This window comes from Variovorax frigidus (genome assembly GCF_051216515.1).
Lineage (GTDB): Bacteria > Pseudomonadota > Gammaproteobacteria > Burkholderiales > Burkholderiaceae_C > Variovorax.
The window spans coordinates 12870-32600 of sequence record NZ_JBPJZF010000004.1; the positions used below are offsets into that span (position 1 = coordinate 12870).

Below are 19731 nucleotides of genomic sequence, written 5' to 3' on the forward strand. Positions count from 1 at the left end.
CTCCTTCAATGAAAATCCCGGCTGCGCCGCCCTTCGGCGAGCCGGCCCAGCCAGGGCGTGAGGTCCTTGAAGCGCTGCGCCAGCAGGTGCCGCACCTGGCCACCGCTGGCGGTGTCGCGCTGCCACACGCCCTGCACCGCGAGCAGCTTGGACTTGAGCAGCGGCTCGCGCTGTTCTTCCACCAGGTCGTTCCAGACGATCACGTTGACGATGCCGGTCTCGTCCTCGAGCGACACGAAGATCGTGCCCTTGGCGGTCTGGGGGCGCTGGCGCATGGTGACGATGCCGCAGGCGCGCACCACGCGGCCGTGCGGCACTGCGTTCAGTTCCTGCGCGCTCAACAGCCTGAAGCGCGCCATGCGCGGGCGCAGCAGCGCCAGCGGGTGGCGGCGCAGCGTGAGGTTGAGCGAGGCGTAGTCGCCGACGATCTCCTCGCCCTCCGGGGCTTCGGGCAGCAGCAGCGGCGTCTCATGGATCGGCACGCCCTTGAGCAGCGCCGGCGCGCGGCTCGCACCGCCGCGCGTGGCCGTGGCATCCCAGACCTGCTGGCGGCGGTGGCCCGACAGGCCCCTCAGCGCATCGGCGGCCGCGAGCGCGGCCATGTCGCGGGTGTCGAGGTCGGCGCGCAGGGCCAGGTCCTCGGTGCTGGCGAAGGGGGCGAAGGCGCGGGCGGCGAGCAGTCGCTGGGCACCGGCCTCGCTCAATGCCACGATGAGCCGCAGCCCCAGACGCACGGCCGGCTGGCCGGGCCGCCCGAGGTGCGCGGCGTACTGCGCATCGGTGCCGGGCGGCATGCGCGGGGCATCGGGCGCGCGGGGCTCGAGCGTGCTGTCCAGTTCGCTGACCGTGACGTCGACCGGCCGCACCTCCACGCCATGGCGCCGCGCGTCCTGCACCAGCTGCGAGGCCGAATAGAAGCCCATGGGCTGCGAATCGAGCATGGCCGCGAGGAAGCAGGCCGGCTCGTGGTGCTTGAGCCAGCTGCTCACGATCACCAGCAGCGCGAAGCTGGCCGCATGGCTCTCGGGAAAGCCGTAGTCGCCGAAGCCCTTGACCTGTTCGAAGATGGCTTCGGCGAAAGGCCGGTCGTAGCCGTTGTGAACCATGCCTTCGATCAGCTTGTCCTGGTACTTCTCGATGTGGCCGGTGTGCTTCCACGCGGCCATCGCGCGGCGCAGGCCGTCGGCTTCGTCGGAGGTGAACTTCGCCGCGATCATCGCGATCTCCATCACCTGCTCCTGGAAGATCGGCACGCCCAGCGTGCGGCCCAGCGCCTTCGCGAGCGCGGGGTAGCGGTATTCGATGGTCTCTCCGCGCCGCAGCTTCTCGCGGTTCTTCAGGTACGGATGCACCATGCCGCCCTGGATCGGCCCGGGCCGCACGATGGCCACCTCGACCACCAGGTCGTAGTAGGTGCGCGGCTGCAGGCGCGGCAGCATCGACATCTGTGCGCGGCTCTCGATCTGGAACACGCCGATGGTGTCGGCCGCGCAGATCATGTCGTAGACCTGGGGGTCGTCATTGGGGATCTGGCGCATCTCGGCCGCCGTGCCGCGCCAGCGGTTCATGAAGTCGAGGCCGCGGCGGATCGCGCTCAGCATGCCCAGCGCCAGCACGTCGACCTTGAGCATGCCCATGGCCTCGAGGTCGTCCTTCTCCCACTGGATCACGGAGCGTGCGGCCATCGACGCCTTCTCGACCGGCACCAGCCGCGTGAGCTTGGTCTGCGTGAGCACGAAGCCGCCCACGTGCTGGCTCAGGTGGCGCGGGAAGCCCTTGAGCGCGTGCGTGAGCTCGAGCCACAGGTCGAGCTTGCGAGGGTGCTCGCGCACGCCGGCGCGGGTCATCGCCTCCTCGAGGTGCTGGGTCAGCACGCTGGTGTCGAACCAGTAGTGGTCCTTGGCGAACTCGTCGATCAGGCGCTCGTCGACGCCCATGGCCTTGCCCACGTCGCGCAGCGCGCTGCGCGAGCGATAGCAGATGACCACCGCCGCGATGGCGGCGCGGTCGCGGCCATACTTCTTGTAGATGTACTGGATGACGTCTTCGCGCCGCTGGTGCTCGAAGTCGACGTCGATGTCGGGCGGCTCGTTGCGCTCGCGGCTCAGGAAGCGCTCGAACAGCAGATGGCCCGTGTCCGGGTCGATGGCCGTGATGCCCAGGCAATAGCAGACCGCCGAGTTGGCGGAAGAGCCGCGGCCCTGACAGAGGATTTTCTGGTCCTGCGCGAAACGAACGATGTCCTCCACGGTCAGGAAGAACATCTCGTAGTGCTTCTCGATGATCAGGTCGAGTTCGTGCTGGACCTGCACGCGCACCTTGTCCGGAACGCCGTGTGGATAGCGGGTGCGCGCCCCCTCCCAGGTCTTACGCACCAGCGTCTGCGCCGGCGTCTCGCCGTTGCCCAGCAGTTCCAGTGGGTACTGGTAGTGGGCCTTGATGGCGTCGGGATCGAATCGGCAGCGCCCCATCACCACCAGGGTGTTGGCCAGCAGTTCGGCCGGATACAAGTTCGCCAGACGGATGCGCGAACGAAGGTGCCGCTCGGCATTGCCCTGCAGCGCGAAGCCGCATTCGGCGACCGGCCTGCCCTCGCGGATCGCGGTGATCACGTCCTGCAGCGGCTTGCGTGCGTGCTTGTGCATGTGCACGTCGCCGGCCGCGACCAGGCGCACGCCGGTGGCCTCGCCCACTGCCTCGAGCGTTGCGAGCCAGAGGTCGTCGTCGAGTTCGTTGAGCAGCTCGACCGCGATCCACAGGTGATCGCCGTAGAACGCCTTGGCCGCGGCCACGTCGGTGCACATCGACGCGACGTCCATCGCACCGCCCGGCGCGCGCTGCGGCACCCACAGGATCTCGCAGTGCTGCAACGCGCCGGCCGTGCCATCCTCCCAATGCACCTGGTACTCGCCCTTGGGTGCTTCGGTGCTGCGCGCGGCCGTGATGAATTCGCAGAGGTGGCCCCAGCCTTCGAGGTCGTGCGCAATGGCCACCAGCTTGAAACGCTCGAAGCGGAACTCGCTGCCGAACAGCAGCCGGAAGTCGGGGTTGCGCGGAATCGGCGGCTCGTCGGGGTGCTTGGCCTCCCACTCGTCCAGCACGGCGGGGAGTTCACGCAACGCGACGTGCGCGCGCACGATGCCCGCGACCGAGCATTCGTCGGTGATGGCCAGCGCCTGGTAGCCCAGGTGGTAGGCCTGGGCCACGAGTTCGTCGGGCTTCGAGGCGCCGCGCTGGAAGCTGAAATTCGTCAGGCAGTGCAGTTCGGCATAGCCGGGCAGGCCCTGCAGCGGCTGCGCCGGCTTCAGGGGGCGCGCGTGCAGCCGCGCGGGTTGCCGCGCCTGCATCTGCTTGTCGGTGAGTTCAGGCATAGATCCCCTGCAGGAACCAGCGCACACCGTCGGCTTCGCCACGGCGCGACGGACGTTGGCGGAACACCCACACCAGGCCGGCCTCGGGGCTCTGGGCCACGTAGTAGTCGCGCAGCGCCGGGTGCCCGCCCTCGTCCTGCACGCCATCGCCCCACCAGCCGGCTTCGAGCCGCTGCGGGCCGATCAGCTGCTGCAGCCGGCCCTGGTACCAAGGGTGGCCGTCGCGCATTTCAAGCGGCAGCGGCTCGCGCAGCAGCCAGGGCGGCAGCAGGCTGTCGGGCTGCTGGCGGGCATGGGCCTTCTTCGCGGGCGGAACCACCTTCTGCAAGGCCGGGCGCCAGTCCTGCATGGCTTCGGGCCGGTGGTCGGCCTGCGGTACGGGCACCTGCACCGCCCGTGGACCGAGCCGTGCGCTGAGCCGCTCGACCATCTCGTGCAGCTTGTCGCCCTTGCGGTTGTCCTCGGGCAGGAAGCTGGTGCTGGCGCCGGCCCAGGGCTGGGTGTCGAGCGAACGCAGGCGCAGCCAGCTCGCGGGCGCGGCCAGCTTGGTGAGCGCCAGCCGCTCGCTCATCAGGCGGCGCAGGTGCGCCATGTCCTGGGTGGGTTCGGCCGTGCGCACCGTGATGTTCTGGTACGGCGGCAGGTCGACGCCGTCGTAGCGCTTGAGGTCCAGCGTCCATTCGAGTTCGAGCGCCAGTGCGCCGCGCTGTCGCGCGCGCAGCCAGATCTGCAGCGCCGCCAGCAGCCGGTTGGCCGACCACATGAGTTCGTGTGCGTTCTCGGCCAGCGCGGGCAGCTCGAGTTTCTGCTCGAACACGTCGGGCAGCGTGAGCCAGGTGTGACGCTCGGGGTGCAGGCCCCAGGCGCAATCGAGCGCCTCGCGCAGTGCCGCGCCGAAGCGCCGAGACAGCCCGCCGCGCGGCAGCGCCGCCACGTCGCCCCAGGTGCGGCAGCCCATGCGCGCCAGCACGTCGAGGTGCGGGCGGGCGACCGTGAGCGTGTGCAGCGGCAAGGCGGCCGGGATGTCGGCCGGCGGCTGCTGGCCCAGCGCGAACAACCGCAACCGGGCCAGCGCGACCAGCGCGTTGGCGCCCTGCACTTTCTGCAGTCGGCTGTCGGGCACGGGGTTCCAGGTGGTCATGAGGCGCATCAAAGGCTGCTGCCCGCCCCAGAGCCGCTCGCAGGCCGAAACCTCGAGCACCAGCGCCTCGTCGAGCCAGGCCACGCGCGGTGTGAACTGCAGCGCCCACCAGCCCAGGGTTTCGAGGGACATCGGCAAGGCGGCCGGGGTCGGTGCGGCGTCTTGAGCCGCCTCCTTGGCCTCAGCCCACCAGCGCAAGGCGATCCACTGCATGGGCGCCCTCCTCTCTGCGGCGGCGCAGGTCGAGACGGACCACGGTCGCGCCTTGCGTTGCGGGAAGGGGCGCCACCGCCCCCTGACGGCGGCGCTGGCTGGCGGCCAGCAAGGCCGTCATGCGCGTGCTGCGTGCCGGCAGACTCAAGGGCTGCGCGAGCGGCGGGCCGCGGCGCTTGAGCAGGTGCACGTCCATTCGCCCGTCTTCCGCCGACACCAGCTGCAGCCGCAACCGCGCCGGCGAGGCCGATGGCGCCACGGACTCGGGCCGCATCACGAACAGCAGGCCTTCGTGCTGGGCGGCCGCGAGCTGCAGCCGGCGCAGTTCGCTGGCGCGCGCCTGCGGCAGCCAGGCCAGCACGGCGGCCACGTCGGCACAGCGCAGCGCCTGCTCGCAGGCCCAGGTGCACTCGGCCGAGGTCTGGCCCCGAACCCACATCAGCGCCGCACTCGGCAAGCCGCCCGCCGCCAGCGCCGGCCCGAAAGGCTCGTAGGGCGCGCCGATCAGCATGACCGGTCCGCCCCGCTGCGTCACCGCGCGCGCCAGCGCGGGCAGCAGCAGCGACCACACATGCGCCTCGGGCCGGGCCTGCAGCAACTCGGTCATGGCGCCCACGGGCCAGCCGCCACCGGGCAGTTCGGCATCGAGCGCCGCATGGCCCGTGCCCAGCACCGGCAGGTCGGCCACGCCCAGCTCGTCGCCGCGCCAGACGTTGTGCCGGGCGGAAACGAAGGACGAGGAGATGGAAGGCAGGCCCATGGTGAATCAACAGTTAACTGTATTTTTATACAGTATTTCGTCGGGCGCCATGTTTTGTGGCTATCAGGATCCGCGGGCGGGTCGAGGCCACCGGATTGACCTTTCGCCCCGCACTTCGTCAGGTCAGGCGCGCGGCGCTAAGCTCGCGCGCGTTGCCGCAACGGCGTTCTCTTTCTTTCTGCGCATCACGCGCCCTTTCCATGCATTTCCTGCCTCGGCGTCTGGCCGCCTGCTTCTTCACTGCCGTCCTGGGCCTGCTCGCGACCGGCTGCGCCACCGGGAACGAATGCGATCCGCGCCATGCCGCATCGCCCCAGAGCGGCGGCGAATGCCGCTTCCGCAACATGCCCAATCCGCAGGCCTTGCCCTCGGAAAGCGGCTGGAAGATCTGGTCGCGCTTCATCACCGCGACCAAGGAAGGCACCGTGCCGGTCGACCCGATCCCGGTGCGCCGGCTCGACCGTGCCGCGCTCGATGCGCTCGACCCCGCGGCCAACCACGTGGTGCGCCTGGGCCATTCGTCGCATCTGCTCAAGCTGCACGGCAAGTACTGGCTGATCGACCCGGTGTTCAGCGAGCGCGCCTCGCCGGTCCAGTGGTTCGGGCCCAAGCGCTTTCATGCGCCGCCGCTCACGTTGGCCGACCTGCCGCCGATCGAGGGGCTGATCCTCTCCCACGACCACTACGACCACCTCGACCTGGCCGCCATCGATGCATTGCGCGAGCGCGTGCAGCGCTACTTCGTGCCGCTGGGCGTGGGCGCCCGGCTGCGCGATGCAGGCGTGGGGCGCGAGCGCATCGAGGAGTTCGACTGGTGGCAGGCGAGCCGCCATGGCGCGGTGCAGATCACCGCCACGCCCTCGCAGCATTTCTCGGGGCGCACGCTCTGGGACCGCGACAGCACGCTCTGGGCCTCGTGGGTGATCGAGAGCGGCGGCGAGCGCATCTTCTACAGCGGCGACTCGGGCTATTTCCCGGGCTTCGCACAGATCGGTGAACGCTTCGGCGGCTTCGACCTCGCGCTGATGGAAAACGGCGCCTACGACAACTACTGGCCGGCGGTGCACATGACGCCCGAGCAGACGGTGCAGGCCTTTCGCGACCTGCGCGGCAAGCTGCTCTACCTGGTGCACAACAGCACCTTCGACCTGGCCTTCCACACCTGGCGCGACCCGCTCGACCGCGCCGCCACCCTCGCGCAGCAGAGCGGCATCGCGCTGGCCACGCCCGAGATCGGCGAGGTGCTGACGCTGGGAAAACCGCGCACCAACGTGCTGTGGTGGAAGAACCTGCGTTAAGCGCAGTCGACAGGCCCCGGACGCTCGCGGCTCAACGCCGAGCGGAAATGAAGACAGGCTCCGCGGGATTCGAAGGCACGTGCCGATCCTTCCAATTCAGGATCCTGGATTCCATGGCGTACCACAAGGCGTAAGCAATGCAGAAGCTCAGCACCGCGGCGACCAATGTCTGGACCACCGCTTCACTGCGCCGTGACAATTCCCATGCGCCGACCCACCGGGTCGCGATATACAACACCGGGTAGTGGATCAGGTACAGGCTGAAACTCACCATGCCCACGGACCGCAGCCATTGGATGCGGAGCGCGCTCAACCACCACGATGATTGGCCGGATTTTCGCAACACCGAAAACACCAGCAATGCCAACCCGACATCGGCCAACACGAGACCGACCGTGGCGATCATCCGGTTGGACGGGGCGCCTTTCAGCGGGATCCAAAGTGCCAGGGCCGCCACCGCCACGACGATTGCAAGCGCATCGAAGGTCCGATCGAAACGCTTCCACTTGTCAATGTCCTGTTGCCGGGCGTGCATCAGCAATGCCACGACCGAGCCATACGCCAAGGCATCCATTCGACAGTAGAAGGTGTAGAACTCCGGATAGTCCGGCGTATGCAGCCAAAACCGAAAGAGCGGCGCGGCGACGATCATCGCCAGCAGGATCAAGGCGAATACCCTTGGCGTCGCGTAGCGCACGATGGGGGCCCAGAAGCTGTAGTACAGCTCCTCTACCGAAAGGGACCACAGCACCGCGAGTCCCAAATGGACCGGCGCGATGACGGCGAACTTCAGCTCAGGGGGCTGACCCACGAAAAGGCTGGTATAAAAAAATGCGTACTGTCCCCACAGCGCGAGCGTTCCAGGCTTACCCGAAAGAATGGAAACGGCCAGGTAAATAGCGAGCATCAGAAAATAGACGGGGAATATTCTCAGCGCTCGCCGCCCATAGAAAACCAGGAAATAATTATCCTGGCCCCGCATCCTTATCAGGATGCTGGTGATCAGGAAACCGGACAATACAAAGAAGAGATCCACGCCAAGCCATCCGTGCCGCGCGCCGGTTGCCGGCAGCCAGGACAGGTAATGCTGCGCCATGACAGCCAGCACCGCGATGCCCCGGAGGCCATCCAGCTCTTTAAATCTCATTTATCGCCTTCACGCTGAATGCTGTTTTCTGGTGATCGTGCGAGCAACTGCCACCCGGGGCGCTCACAGGATCTTCTTGCGATCGCCATTTCTCGCCGCGCAGCGAATGCGCGTCCCAAAGGATTGAGATTTCGGAAAACTGGTCGACCTCGAACAGAGGAAAGGTTTCTCGCACGGAGGTGCGGAGAGAGACCAGGATCCTTCCTTCGCATCAGCGCCACGGTACGGGCGCCACGATGCATGCAGAGTGCCAAAGGCCGTCGCAACAGACATTTCCAGCCTTGCACGACTGCTTCGAGAATGTGAAAAATAAGGTCGATGCTAAGGGGAGTGCCAAACTTGGGCGAGGACCTTGTTCACACTTTTTACTTACAGACCTACCAGACCTGTCATGACGGGTTTTCACGGACCGGGGGTGGAATGGCACGAATGGTGTGAACAGGCCCTGGTCAGGCGCGATCGCTTCCATGCAGCGAAGGCCAGGCCTTCGAGCCGTCGTTGCAATGAAGGATCGGCCACCGCCCGGCGGGCCCGGGTCGGTCAGACACGCGATGCGCGTCAGAACACGCGATGGGAGGACCGCAAGCGGTCCGTGCCCCGGTTCTCAGCCTTCGTCGGGCCGCATGGGGATGTCGCCCATGGCCTCGTCGTTGCGCACCTCGTGCGCGGCCTTCATCAGGCCGATCGACAGGCCGTCGCCCTGGCCTGCGAAACCCTTGGCGATGCCCTCCAGTGCCTTCGACAGAGGCGCATCGCCATCGTCCTGTGCGTCCATGCTGATGCTCAGGATGCGCGCGGCCATCTGCCGGTAGGTGACCACGCCCGACTTCTCGAGGACGGCCACCAGATCCAGGTACAGCGCCAGGTTCAGGTCGAACGCCAGCTTGGCCGTGACATCGACGTTGCCGTCGTTCTTTTCCATGTGTGTGCTCCTTCTGCCTGCACCCATTATTGCCATGGGCATTGACAGGCGGACGTCAGAAAGATGCCACACCTGCGATCCGTTTCATGACGCCTGCGAGGACCGGACAGCTCACCGGCGCTGGCTGCGCTCGCGCGCGCGCCGGACCTGGCGCGACTGCGTGGCTTCGAGCGCGGCGCGTTCGCGCGCCTGCTTCTTCGCCACGCGGCCCTTGCGCCAATGCCGCCCCAGGAAATAACTGCCGAGGCCCGTGACCACGGCCACCACCATGCCCAGCGCGCTGAGATCCAAGCCACCCATGGTCACTGCACCCGCACGATGGACATCGGCTTGAAGCCCAGATCGGCCGCTTTGCCCTTGCGGCCGCGCGTGGTCTTGGCGTTGTTGAGCGAACGGATCTCCAGCGTTTCGTCGCGCTCCTTGCCGCCGCGCCCCAGGCCCTCGACCTTCACGCTGCGCGTGTAGGCCGCGGCACCGGCAAGTGTGTCCTTGGCTTCCAGGTCGATCAGCGTGAGCCCGCGGCCGCCCTTGGGCAGCGCCTTGAGCTCGGTGATCTCGAAGGTCAGGATGCGGCCGCCGGTCGATGCGCACGCCACGTGCGTCGCCGCCGGCTGCGGCTCGGCGCCGCTGGCACCGCCCACCAGCGAAGGCCGGCACAGCTGCTCGCCCTCGCCCACGTCGATGAAGGCCTTGCCGCCGCGCTGGCGCGACACCATGTTCTCGACCGAGGCGATGAAGCCGTAGCCGCCGGTGTTCGACAGCAGCAACTGTGCGCCCACGGGGCCTGCGAAGTAATGCGCGACGTGGGTGCCGCTGTCGAGCTCGATCAGCGTGGTCACGGGTTGCCCGTCACCGCGCCCACCGGGCAGCGAGGCCACCGGCACGGTGTAGACGCGCACGCCCTTGTCCTTGGCGGTGCCGAAGACCAGCAGCGTGTCGACCGAGCGGCACTCGAAGGCGCCGTAGAGCGTGTCGCCCGACTTGAAGCTGTACTCGACCGGTGCGCCGCCCGCGGCCTTCTCGCTGGCCCAGCCCTTCTGCGTGCGGACCCAGCCCTTCTGCGAGACGATGACCGTGACCGGCTCGTCGACCACCTTGACCTCGGCCACGGCGCGCTTCTCGGCCTGGATCAGCGTGCGCCGTGCGTCCTCGAAGCTCTTGGCGTCGGCCTCGATCTCCTTGATCAGCAGGCGGCGCAGTGCGGTCGAGCTGCCGAGGATGTCCTCGAGCTTCTTCTGCTCTTCGCGCAGGCCCTTGAGTTCCTGCTCGATCTTGATGGCTTCGAGCCGAGCGAGCTGGCGCAGCCGGATCTCGAGGATGTCCTCGGCCTGCCGATCGCTGAGGTCGAAGCGCGCGATCAGCGCGGCCTTCGGGTCCTCGGCCGCACGGATGATCGCGATCACCTCGTCGATGTTGAGCAGCACCAGCTGCCGGCCCTCGAGGATGTGGACGCGATCGAGCACCTTGCCCAGGCGGTGCTTGGAGCGCTTCTCGACCGTGATCTCGCGGAAGGCGATCCACTCGTTGAGCATCTGCCGCAGCGACTTCTGCACCGGCTTGCCGTCGATGCCGACCATCGTGAGGTTGATCGACGACGAGCTTTCCAGCGAGGTCTGCGCAAGCAGCGTGGTGATGAATTCTTCCTGGCTGATGCGCGAGGTCTTGGGCTCGAACACCAGCCGCACGGCCGCGTCCTTGCTCGACTCGTCGCGCACCACGTCGAGCACCGACAGCAGCGCGGCCTTGAGATTGGTCTGATCGGTCGTGAGCGCCTTCTTGCCGGCCTTCACCTTCGGGTTGGTGATCTCCTCGATCTCCTCCAGCACCTTCTGCGTGCTGACACCCGGCGGCAGCTCGTTGACGACCAGTTGCCACTGGCCGCGCGCCAGGTCCTCGATCTTCCAGCGCGCGCGCACCTTGAGCGAACCGCGGCCGGTGCGGTAGGCCTCGGCGATGTCGGAGGCCGCGCTGATGATCTGCGCGCCGCCCGGGTAGTCGGGGCCGGGCACGATCTGCAGCAGCTCGTCGTCGCTGAGTGTGCCGTTCGACTTGATCAGCGCCACGCAGGCGTCGGCGATCTCGCGCAGGTTGTGGCTCGGGATCTCGGTGGCCAGGCCGACCGCGATGCCGCTGGCGCCGTTGAGCAGCACGAAGGGCAGCCGCGCGGGCAGCAGGCGCGGCTCCTCGGTGCTGCCGTCGTAGTTGGGGATGAAGTCGACCGTGCCCTCGTCGATCTCATCGAGCAGCAGGCTGGTGATGCGCGCCAGGCGTGCTTCGGTGTAGCGCATGGCCGCGGCGCCGTCGCCGTCGCGGCTGCCGAAGTTGCCCTGGCCGTCGACCAGCGGGTAGCGCTGCGAGAAGTCCTGCGCCATGCGCACCAGCGCGTCGTAGGCGGCCTGGTCGCTGTGCGGGTGGAAGCGGCCGAGCACGTCGCCGACCACCCGTGCGCACTTCACCGGCTTGGCGCCGACCGTGCCGTTGCTGCCGCCGAAGCCCAGGCCCATGCGCGACATCGAATACAGGATGCGGCGCTGCACCGGCTTCTGGCCGTCACTCACGTCGGGCAGCGCGCGGCCCTTGACCACCGACAGCGCGTACTCGAGGTAGGCGGTCTGTGCGTAGTCGGCCAGCGTCAGCTTGCTGGGATCTTCGGGGCTCTGGAGGTCGAGCGTGGGTTGTTCGTCCATGTCTTTTCTTGCTTCTCGGTGACTCTGTCTGTCGTCTGTTTATTCGGTGGCGGCCGGCGCGGCTTCCGCTGCAGCCTCGGGCTTTGCGGAGGTCGCGGGCGCGGCCGGGAGCGCCGGCATGCGCCAGGGCTGCGCGGGCGGCATGTTGCCGCGGCCCGCGGCGCCGCCTTCGGGCACGGTCATTTCCATGCGCACGCGCCCGGGCGCCTGGCCGCCGCGGCCGGTGCCCATGCCCGTGCCCGGCTTGAGGTAGGCGTAGAGCTGCAGCACGGTGCGCACGTAGTTCTGCGTCTCGCGGTAGTTCGGCACCTTGTTGCCGGCGCGCTGGACCGCGCCCTCGCCTGCGTTGTAGGCCGCCAGTGCGAGTTCGATCTGGCCCTGGAACATCGCGATCAGGTCACGCAGATAGCGCGAACCGGCCGCGATGTTGGTGCGCGGATCGAACAGTTTCTTCTCGAGCGTGGCGCGCTTGTCGCCGCGCACGCCGTAGCGCTCGGCGGTGCCGGGCATCAATTGCATCAGGCCCATCGCCCCCTTGGGCGACACGGCCTGCGCGTCGAAGCCCGACTCGGTGGCGACCAGCGCCTGCAACAGTTCGTAATCGATCGCGTGCGCGGTCGCGGCTTCGCGCAGCGCGGCCTTGGCAGCCTTGTGGCTGGGCGAGGCTTCGAACAGCGCCAGCAGCGTCTGCGCGGCGGGCGACACCGCGCCGCCGCGCACATCCTTGGGCGCACGCGCGATGCCCTGGGCGGTGTCGAAGTCCTGCCCGCCCTTGAAGAAGACCAGGTAGCGCGCGTCGAGCTTCTCGGACGCGAAATGCGCCACACCGCGCTCGTCGACATAGCCGTAGATGTCCGCGGCATGCACGAACGGCTGCACGGCGAGCAGCACGAGGCCGGCCAGCAGGGTTCGGACACGCGTCGCAGGCTTCATCACGGCATTCAATCGATGATTTCCAATCGGGGGGCGCAGGAGGTGCGAAGGGGACGCCTCAGACATCCACCTCGATGTCGTCGGCCCGGATTTCCATCAGTTCGCGCCGCGCCGCGGCCTCGCCCTTGCCCATGAGCTTGGTGATCTCGCCCTCGGTCTCGCCGAAGGCCAGCCGGCCGAGGCCGACCTGCAACAGGCGGCGCGTGTCCGGATTGAGCGTGGTTTCCCACAATTGTTCCGCGCTCATTTCGCCCAGGCCCTTGAAGCGGCTGATGCTCCAGGCGCCTTCGCGCACGCCATCCTTGCGCAGTTTGTCCAGGATGGCAACCAGCTCGCCCTGGTCCAGCGCATAGACCTTGGAGGCCGGCTTCTTGCCGCGCGCGGGCGCATCGACCCGGAACAGCGGCGGCTTGGCAACATAGACATGACCGGTTTCGATCAGCTTGGGGAAGTGGCGGAAGAACAGCGTGAGCAGCAGCACCTGGATGTGCGAACCGTCGACGTCGGCATCGGACAGGATGCAGACCTTGCCGTAGCGCAGGCCGCTCATGTCGGGCGTGTCGTTGGGGCCGTGCGGATCGACGCCGATGGCCACCGAGATGTCGTGGATTTCGGTGTTGGCGAACAGCCGGTCGCGCTCGACTTCCCAGGTGTTGAGCACCTTGCCGCGCAGCGGCAGCACCGCCTGCGACTCCTTGTCGCGGCCCATCTTGGCGCTGCCGCCGGCCGAGTCGCCCTCGACCAGGAAGACCTCGTTGTGGCTGATGTCCTTGCTCTCGCAATCGGTCAGCTTGCCCGGCAGCACGGCCACGCCCGAGCCCTTGCGCTTCTCGACCTTCTGGCCGGCCTTCTGGCGCGTCTGCGCGGCCTTGATGGCCAGCTCGGCCAGCTTCTTGCCGTAGTCGACGTGCTGGTTGAGCCACAGCTCGAGCGCGGGGCGCACGAAGCTCGAGACCAGCCGCACCGCGTCGCGCGAGTTCAGGCGCTCCTTGATCTGGCCCTGGAACTGCGGGTCAAGCACCTTGGCGCTCAACACGTAGGAAGCGCGTGCGAACACGTCTTCGGGCAGCAGCTTCACGCCCTTGGGCAGCAGCGAATGCAGCTCGATGAAGCCCTTGACGGCCGTGAACAGGCCATCGCGCAGGCCGCTCTCGTGCGTGCCGCCGGCGCTGGTGGGGATCAGGTTGACATAGCTCTCGCGCACCGGCTGGCCGTCTTCGGTGAAGGCCACGCACCAGTCGGCGCCCTCGCCTTCGGCGAAGTTGTCGGCGTTCTTGTCGGCATGGCCGGCGCCCTCGAACAGCGGAATGACCGGCTCGCCGTTGAGCGTCTGCATCAGGTAGTCGCGCAGGCCGCCCTTGTAGAGCCAGGTCTGCGTGTCCTTGGTCTTCTCGTTGACCAGTGTGACGCTCACGCCGGGCATCAGCACGGCCTTGCTGCGCAGCAGGTGCGTGAGCTCGTGCATCGGCAGCGTGGCGACCTCGAAATACTTGGGGTCGGGCCAGGCCCGCACCGTGGTGCCCTGCTTGCGGTCGCCGCCGGTCTGGGGACGGACCACCAGCGCCTCGATCACGTCGCCGGCCGAGAAGGCCAGTTGGGCCACCGAGGCTTCGCGGTACGAGAGCACCTCGAGCCGCGTCGACAGTGCGTTGGTCACGCTCACGCCCACGCCGTGCAGGCCGCCCGAGAAGCTGTAGGCGCCGCCCGAGCCCTTGTCGAACTTGCCGCCGGCGTGCAGCCGGGTGAACACCAGTTCGACCACCGGGGCCTTTTCCTCGGGGTGCAGGCCGAAGGGGATGCCCCGGCCGTCGTCCTCGATGCTCACCGACGCGTCGGTGTGCAGCGTGACCTTGATCTTCTTGCCGTAGCCGGCGAGCGCCTCGTCGGCGGCGTTGTCCAGCACTTCCTGAATGATGTGCAGGGGGTTGTCGGTCCGGGTGTACATGCCCGGACGCTGCTTGACGGGTTCGAGGCCCTTGAGGACGCGGATCGAACCTTCGGAATATGCGGGAGGGGTCTTGGGGGGAGTCGCCATGGGGGCGGATTGTAGTCAGTGATGTGGAAACAACTGGATGTTCATACAGCCGAGGAATCCTCAGCGAACATGTGGGCACCCAGGAAATCGACGAAAGCCCGCAGCTTGGGCGACGGATGACGCCCCGAAGGCCACAGCACGCCCAGCCCGATGGCGTGCGGCCGCACGTACCCGGACAGCACGCGCTGCAGGCGGCCCGCGGCCAGCGCCTCGCGCGCGCAGAAGTCCGGCAGCAAGGCGATGCCCCGCCCGCGCAGCGCAAAACACAGCCGGGTCTCCATGTTGTTGCAGACCATGGAGACCGGCGGCCGGGCTTCGGCACCGTCGGGCCCGGGCAGCAGCGGCCAGACCTCCACCTTGCCGGTGGCCGGATAGCGGTAGTGGAGGCAGGCGTGCGCCGCCAGATCCGCCGGCGTGGCGGGCGTGCCGCAACGCTGCAGATAGTCGGGCGAGGCCACGAGCCACTGCGAGAACTCGCCCAGGCGGCGCACCGACAGCCGCGAATCGCTCAGTTCGCCGGTGCGCACCACGGCGTCGAAACCCTCCTCGATCACGTCGACCAGCCGGTCGCTGAAGTCGAGGTCGAGTTCGATCGCCGGGTGCTCGCGCATGAAGTCGGCCAGCAACGGCAGCACCAGCGAACTGACCAGCGGCAGGCTCACGCGCAGCTTGCCACGCGGCGCGCCCACCGAATGCGACAGCTCCTGTTCGGCCGCCTCGACCTCGGCCAGCACCCGCCGGCTGCGCGCCAGGAACAGCGCTCCCTCGGCGGTGAGCGTGATGCTGCGGGTGCTGCGGTGGAACAGGCGCACGCCCAGCCGCTCCTCCAATCGCGCCACGCGCTTGCCGATGGCGGACGCCGACACGCCCAGCGCCCGGCCGGCGGTCACGAAACTGCGGGTTTCGGCCACCTGGATGAAAACGGCCAGGCCGCTGAGGCTGTCCATGATGAAAAGGCTCCATTGCGGACTTCATCGTCCGTATTGAGTGGAACTGTATCCCCCTTTTTCCGGAGTCGGCTTCTGCCTATCGTTGGCCGCATGTCCTCCATCCCCCTTCAAACCATTCCTGCCCGGACCCGGCTCCCGCTGTCCGGCCTGCTCGCGCTGGCGGCTGCCAGCTTCGTCACCATCCTCACCGAGGCCATGCCGGCCGGCCTGCTGCCGCAGATCGGCGCCGACTTGTCCATCACGCCCGCGCTGGTCGGCCAGATGGTGACGGTGTACGCGCTCGGCTCGTTGCTCGCGGCCATCCCGCTGGTCGCGTTCACGCGCGGCTGGCGCCGGCGTCCGCTGCTGATGCTCGCGATCGCCGGCTTCGCGCTGGTCAACACGGTCACCGCGCTGTCGCACAGCTATCCGCTGACGCTGGTCGCGCGCTTCTTCGCCGGCGTGTTCGCCGGGCTGCTGTGGGCGCTGGTGGCCGGACACGCGGGCCGCATGGTGCCGCCCTCGATGCAGGGCCGGGCGATCGCGGTCGCGATGCTGGGCGCGCCGCTGGCGCTGTCGCTGGGCATTCCGGCGGGCACGCTGCTGGGCACCGGCGTGGGCTGGCGTCCGGCCTTCCTCGTGATGTCGGCGCTGTCGCTGCTGCTGCTCGGCTGGGTGCGCTGGCAGGTGCCCGATTTCCCGGGGCAGGACGCCGGACAGCGGCCCAGCGTCAAGCGCGTCTTCCTGCTGCCGGGCGTTCGGCCGGTGCTGGCGGTGATGCTGGCCTTCGTGCTGGCGCACAACATCCTCTACACCTACATCGCGCCGTTCCTGGTGCAGGCTGGACTCGGTGCACGGGTCGATCTGGTGCTGCTGGTCTTCGGCCTGGCCTCGGTGGCGGGCATCTGGATCACGGGCCTGCTGATCGACCGCTGGCTGCGTGAACTGGTGCTGGCGAGCACGGCCGTCTTCGGGCTGACGGCGCTGGTCCTCGGCATGGCAGGCGGGTCGGCGACGGCGGTGTACGTCGGCGTGGCGATCTGGGGCCTGGCCTTCGGCGGCGCGGGCACGCTGTTCCAGACCGCCTCGGCACAGGCGGCCGGCGCATCGGCCGACGTGGCGCAGTCGATGGTGGTCACGGCATGGAACCTGGCCATCGCGGGTGGCGGCCTGTTCGGCGGCGTGTTGCTGCAGGGCTTCGGCGCGGGCGCTCTGCCGTGGACGCTGATCGCGCTGCTGGCGCCGGCACTGTGGCTGGCGTGGCAGGCACCGCACGGCTTTCCGGCCCGCTGAACGGCATCGATGCGATGCCCTCATCGAAAGGCGCCGGAAATATCACCAATGACGGCCCCGGCAGCATCACCGGGACTTGGCTAAAGTCAGAGGATGCATTCTCCCGGTCAAACCCTGTCGACCAAGCAGGTCCTGCTTTGCGGCGCGCTCATCGTCACGCTCTCCATGGGCATCCGCCACGGCTTCGGCCTGTGGCTGCAACCGATCACCCAGGAACAGGGCTGGACACGCCAGACCTTCTCGCTGGCCATCGCGATCCAGAACCTGTCCTGGGGCGTGATGGGCGTGTTCGCGGGCATGCTGGCCGACAAGCTGGGTGCCTTCCGCGTGCTGTGGATCGGCGCGCTGCTCTACGCACTGGGTCTGGCTGGCATGGCCTTGTCGCCGACCCCGCTGCTGTTCGCGCTGACGGCTGGCGTGCTGATCGGCGCCGCCCAGGCGGGCACGACCTATGCCGTGATCTACGGCGTGATCGGGCGCCAGATTCCGGCCGAGCGCCGCTCGTGGGCCATGGGCGTGGCCGCAGCGGCGGGCTCCTTCGGCCAGTTCCTGATGGTGCCGATCGAAGGCCAGTTGATCGCCCGCTTGGGCTGGCACACGGCGCTGATGGCGCTGGCCGCGGTGGTGCTGCTGATCGTGCCGCTGGCGATCGGCCTGCGCGAGCCGCGTCGCGCCCCTGCGGCGACCGTCGGGGCCCACCGCGACCAGACCATCGTGCAGGCCGTGATCGAGGCCTTCAAGTACCCCAGCTTCGGCCTGCTGATGGCCGGCTATTTCGTCTGCGGCTTCCAGGTGGTGTTCATCGGCGTGCACATGCCCAGCTACCTCAAGGACAAGGGCCTGTCGCCCGAGGTCGCGAGCTATGCGTTGGCGCTGATCGGGCTGTTCAACGTGATCGGCACCTATGCCGCCGGCACACTGGGCCAGCGCCTGGCCAAGCGCAAGATCCTGGCCTTCATCTACCTCGCGCGCGCCGTCGCGATCACGCTGTTCCTGATCGTGCCGCTGTCGCCGGTGTCGGTCTATGTGTTCGCGGGCGTGATGGGCATGCTGTGGCTGTCGACCATCCCGCCGACCAACGCGCTGGTGGCGCAGATCTTCGGCGTGGCGCATCTCTCCATGCTCAGCGGCTTCGTGTTCCTCGGCCACCAGGTCGGCTCTTTCCTGGGCGTCTGGCTGGGCGGCTTCCTGTACGACCGCACGGGCAGCTACGACGTGGTCTGGTACATCTCGATCGCGCTCGGCGTGTTCGCGGCCCTGATCAACCTGCCGGTCAAGGAAAACGCCATCGCGCGGCCGCTGCCGCAACCGGCATGAGCAGCATGAGCTCCGCACGACGCCACCGCCTGCTGCAGCTTGCCGCCTTCGCCGTGGCCGCCGCGGCGCTGGTCGGGGTCTTCCTGATGTACACGCAGCCGGCCTTCATGGTCACGATGATCGACCAGCTCTGGGCCTGCTTCTGAACCCCGCCGCGCCCCCCACCGCCCCCTCGTCCTGGGTCGCCCGCTGGTCGCACCTGGTGCCGGCCGGTGCCCCCGTGCTCGACGTGGCCTGCGGCGCCGGGCGCCACATGCGCTGGTTCGCCGGGCGCGGGCATCCGGTCACCGGCGTCGACCGCGCCGACGAGGCGGTACGCGCCGCGACGGCCTGCGGCGAGGTGCTGCAGGCCGACATCGAGGGCGGCCCCTGGCCCTATGCCGGGCGGCACTTCGGCGGCGTGGTGGTCACGAATTACCTCTGGCGCCCTCGCCTGCCCGACATCGTGGCCGCGGTCGCACCGGGCGGCGTGCTGCTCTACGAAACCTTCGCGGCCGGCAACGAGACGGTCGGCAAGCCCTCGCGGCCCGACTTCCTGCTGCAGCCCGGCGAACTGATCGCCGCCTGCGCCGGCCTGCGTATCGTGGCCTACGAGGACGGTTTCCTCGACGAACCCGCGCGTTTCGTGCAGCGGATCGCCGCCGTTCGCGTGGCCGAAACGCCGCAGCGGAGCCCGCTCGAGGGGGCCGCGGCCAGTCGGTAGAATCTCCGGTTTCGTCCAACCGACAAAAGAGAATCCCTTGGAGCAACTCACAGGCAGCATCGTCGCTCTCGCCACGCCGATGCATGAAGACGGTAGCGTCGACTATTCCGCCCTGCGCCGGCTGATCGACTGGCACATCGACGAAGGCACCGACTGCCTCGGCGTGGTCGGGACCACCGGCGAATCGCCGACGGTCGACGTCGAGGAACATTGCGAGATCATCCGCGTCTCGGTCGAGCAGGCCCGTGGGCGCGTGCCCGTGATGGCCGGCTGCGGCGCCAATTCCACCAAGGAAGCGATCGAGCTCGCCAAGTTCGCCAAGGGCGTGGGCGCCGATTCGCAGCTGCAGGTGGTGCCCTACTACAACAAGCCGACGCAAGAAGGCCAGTACCAGCATTTCAAGGCCATCGCCGAAGCCGTGGGCGACCTGCCCGTGGTGCTCTACAACGTGCCCGGCCGCACCGTCGCCGATATGGCGCACGAGACCGTGCTGCGCCTGGCCCAGGTGCCGGGCATCATCGGCATCAAGGAAGCCACCGGCAACATCGAACGCGCGCAGTGGCTGATTCGCGACCTGCCCGCGCGCTTCGCCGTGTACTCCGGCGACGACCCGACCGCGGTCGCCCTCATGCTGTGCGGCGGCAAGGGCAACATCAGCGTCACCGCCAACATCGCACCACGCAAGATGCACGAGCTGTGCGTGGCGGCCATCGCCGGCGACGTCGCCACCGCGATGCGCATCCAGTTCGAACTGATGCCCGTGCATCGCAACCTGTTCATCGAACCCAACCCGATCCCGCTCAAGTGGGCCATGGCCCGCATGGGCCTGTGCGGTGGCACGATGCGGCTGCCGCTGACCCCGCTGAGCGACTCCTGCCGGCCCGCGGTCGAGGCGGCGCTGCGCACCACCGGCCTGCTCAAGGACTGACCTTTTCACCGCAGGCGCAACCTTTTGCGTGAGGCCGACTCCCACAGGGCGGCC

The 19731-nt window shown here is 68.2% G+C and carries 16 protein-coding genes; 6 read left to right on the plus strand and 10 right to left on the minus strand.

Features of this window, described 5'->3' with window-relative positions; translation table 11 throughout:
- Positions 1–5: 5 nt before the first annotated feature.
- From ACSFBC_RS12505 to imuA, 3 genes are read right to left on the minus strand one after another with little or no spacing between them, the layout of a single operon-like run.
- Complete coding sequence (locus tag ACSFBC_RS12505) at positions 6–3371, minus strand: error-prone DNA polymerase (RefSeq protein WP_435510663.1); 3366 nt, start codon at positions 3369–3371, stop codon at positions 6–8.
- The gene (locus ACSFBC_RS12510; RefSeq protein ID WP_435510664.1) at positions 3364–4725 is read right to left on the minus strand and encodes a DNA polymerase Y subunit UmuC family protein; all 1362 of its coding nucleotides are present in this window, start codon (positions 4723–4725) and stop codon (positions 3364–3366) included. Before ACSFBC_RS12510 ends, ACSFBC_RS12505 begins: the two co-directional genes overlap by 8 nt.
- Entirely contained in the window at positions 4694–5485 is a 792-nt protein-coding gene (gene imuA, locus ACSFBC_RS12515) for a translesion DNA synthesis-associated protein ImuA (RefSeq protein ID WP_435510665.1), read from the minus strand. Before imuA ends, ACSFBC_RS12510 begins: the two co-directional genes overlap by 32 nt.
- Positions 5486–5685: 200 nt before the next feature.
- Between imuA and ACSFBC_RS12520 the strand changes: the two genes are divergently transcribed.
- A complete protein-coding gene (locus ACSFBC_RS12520; RefSeq protein WP_435510666.1) occupies positions 5686–6783 on the plus strand; it encodes an MBL fold metallo-hydrolase in 1098 nt (365 codons plus the stop codon).
- Positions 6784–6814: 31 nt separating this feature from the next.
- Here ACSFBC_RS12520 and ACSFBC_RS12525 read toward each other — a convergent pair whose 3' ends face one another.
- From ACSFBC_RS12525 to ACSFBC_RS12555, 7 genes are all read right to left on the minus strand, one after another.
- Positions 6815–7930 (minus strand): acyltransferase family protein, encoded by a 1116-nt coding sequence (locus tag ACSFBC_RS12525; protein ID WP_435510667.1) that lies wholly within the window; start codon positions 7928–7930, stop codon positions 6815–6817.
- 604 nt (positions 7931–8534) lie between these two features.
- Positions 8535–8852, minus strand: coding sequence for a hypothetical protein (locus tag ACSFBC_RS12530; protein ID WP_435510668.1), 318 nt, complete (start codon positions 8850–8852; stop codon positions 8535–8537).
- 111 nt (positions 8853–8963) lie between these two features.
- Positions 8964–9152 carry a hypothetical protein gene (locus tag ACSFBC_RS12535; protein WP_435510669.1) on the minus strand — a complete coding sequence of 63 codons (189 nt, stop codon included), beginning with the start codon at positions 9150–9152 and terminating at the stop codon, positions 8964–8966.
- Positions 9153–9154: 2 nt separating this feature from the next.
- Positions 9155–11539, minus strand: coding sequence for a DNA topoisomerase IV subunit A (parC, locus tag ACSFBC_RS12540; protein ID WP_435510670.1), 2385 nt, complete (start codon positions 11537–11539; stop codon positions 9155–9157).
- 39 nt (positions 11540–11578) lie between these two features.
- Positions 11579–12472 carry a lytic transglycosylase domain-containing protein gene (locus ACSFBC_RS12545; protein WP_435510671.1) on the minus strand — a complete coding sequence of 298 codons (894 nt, stop codon included), beginning with the start codon at positions 12470–12472 and terminating at the stop codon, positions 11579–11581.
- 58 nt (positions 12473–12530) lie between these two features.
- Positions 12531–14507 carry a DNA topoisomerase IV subunit B gene (locus tag ACSFBC_RS12550; RefSeq protein ID WP_435510672.1) on the minus strand — a complete coding sequence of 659 codons (1977 nt, stop codon included), beginning with the start codon at positions 14505–14507 and terminating at the stop codon, positions 12531–12533.
- Between the two features lie 41 nt (positions 14508–14548).
- On the minus strand, positions 14549–15454 hold the full coding sequence (locus tag ACSFBC_RS12555) for a LysR family transcriptional regulator (protein WP_435510673.1): 906 nt from the start codon (positions 15452–15454) through the stop codon (positions 14549–14551).
- Between the two features lie 93 nt (positions 15455–15547).
- On the opposite strand from ACSFBC_RS12555, the gene ACSFBC_RS12560 reads away from it, so the two are divergent.
- From ACSFBC_RS12560 to dapA, 5 genes are all read left to right on the plus strand, one after another.
- A complete protein-coding gene (locus ACSFBC_RS12560; protein WP_435510674.1) occupies positions 15548–16729 on the plus strand; it encodes an MFS transporter in 1182 nt (393 codons plus the stop codon).
- 93 nt (positions 16730–16822) lie between these two features.
- A complete protein-coding gene (locus ACSFBC_RS12565; protein ID WP_435510675.1) occupies positions 16823–18046 on the plus strand; it encodes an MFS transporter in 1224 nt (407 codons plus the stop codon).
- Between the two features lie 5 nt (positions 18047–18051).
- Entirely contained in the window at positions 18052–18192 is a 141-nt protein-coding gene (locus ACSFBC_RS12570) for a hypothetical protein (protein ID WP_435510676.1), read from the plus strand.
- 56 nt (positions 18193–18248) lie between these two features.
- The gene (locus ACSFBC_RS12575) at positions 18249–18749 is read left to right on the plus strand and encodes a class I SAM-dependent methyltransferase (protein ID WP_435510677.1); all 501 of its coding nucleotides are present in this window, start codon (positions 18249–18251) and stop codon (positions 18747–18749) included.
- A gap of 1 nt (position 18750) precedes the next feature.
- Positions 18751–19677: a 4-hydroxy-tetrahydrodipicolinate synthase gene (gene dapA / locus ACSFBC_RS12580; RefSeq protein WP_435511162.1), complete on the plus strand. Its 927-nt coding sequence runs from the start codon at positions 18751–18753 to the stop codon at positions 19675–19677.
- The last annotated feature ends 54 nt before the right edge of the window (positions 19678–19731 follow it).

Bases quoted from the DNA above. Each gene is read 5' to 3' on its own strand.
- ACSFBC_RS12535 (WP_435510669.1), bottom strand. From the start codon at position 9,152: ATGGGTGGCTTGGATCTCAGCGCGCTGGGCATGGTGGTGGCCGTGGTC.
- ACSFBC_RS12530 (WP_435510668.1), bottom strand. From the start codon at position 8,852: ATGGAAAAGAACGACGGCAACGTCGATGTCACGGCCAAGCTGGCGTTC.
- ACSFBC_RS12565 (WP_435510675.1), top strand. From the start codon at position 16,823: ATGCATTCTCCCGGTCAAACCCTGTCGACCAAGCAGGTCCTGCTTTGC.
- ACSFBC_RS12525 (WP_435510667.1), bottom strand. From the start codon at position 7,930: ATGAGATTTAAAGAGCTGGATGGCCTCCGGGGCATCGCGGTGCTGGCT.
- parC (WP_435510670.1), bottom strand. From the start codon at position 11,539: ATGGACGAACAACCCACGCTCGACCTCCAGAGCCCCGAAGATCCCAGC.
- ACSFBC_RS12560 (WP_435510674.1), top strand. From the start codon at position 15,548: ATGTCCTCCATCCCCCTTCAAACCATTCCTGCCCGGACCCGGCTCCCG.
- imuA (WP_435510665.1), bottom strand. From the start codon at position 5,485: ATGGGCCTGCCTTCCATCTCCTCGTCCTTCGTTTCCGCCCGGCACAAC.
- ACSFBC_RS12555 (WP_435510673.1), bottom strand. From the start codon at position 15,454: ATGGACAGCCTCAGCGGCCTGGCCGTTTTCATCCAGGTGGCCGAAACC.
- ACSFBC_RS12505 (WP_435510663.1), bottom strand. From the start codon at position 3,371: ATGCCTGAACTCACCGACAAGCAGATGCAGGCGCGGCAACCCGCGCGG.
- ACSFBC_RS12550 (WP_435510672.1), bottom strand. From the start codon at position 14,507: ATGGCGACTCCCCCCAAGACCCCTCCCGCATATTCCGAAGGTTCGATC.
- ACSFBC_RS12520 (WP_435510666.1), top strand. From the start codon at position 5,686: ATGCATTTCCTGCCTCGGCGTCTGGCCGCCTGCTTCTTCACTGCCGTC.
- ACSFBC_RS12545 (WP_435510671.1), bottom strand. From the start codon at position 12,472: ATGAAGCCTGCGACGCGTGTCCGAACCCTGCTGGCCGGCCTCGTGCTG.
- ACSFBC_RS12570 (WP_435510676.1), top strand. From the start codon at position 18,052: ATGAGCTCCGCACGACGCCACCGCCTGCTGCAGCTTGCCGCCTTCGCC.
- ACSFBC_RS12510 (WP_435510664.1), bottom strand. From the start codon at position 4,725: ATGCAGTGGATCGCCTTGCGCTGGTGGGCTGAGGCCAAGGAGGCGGCT.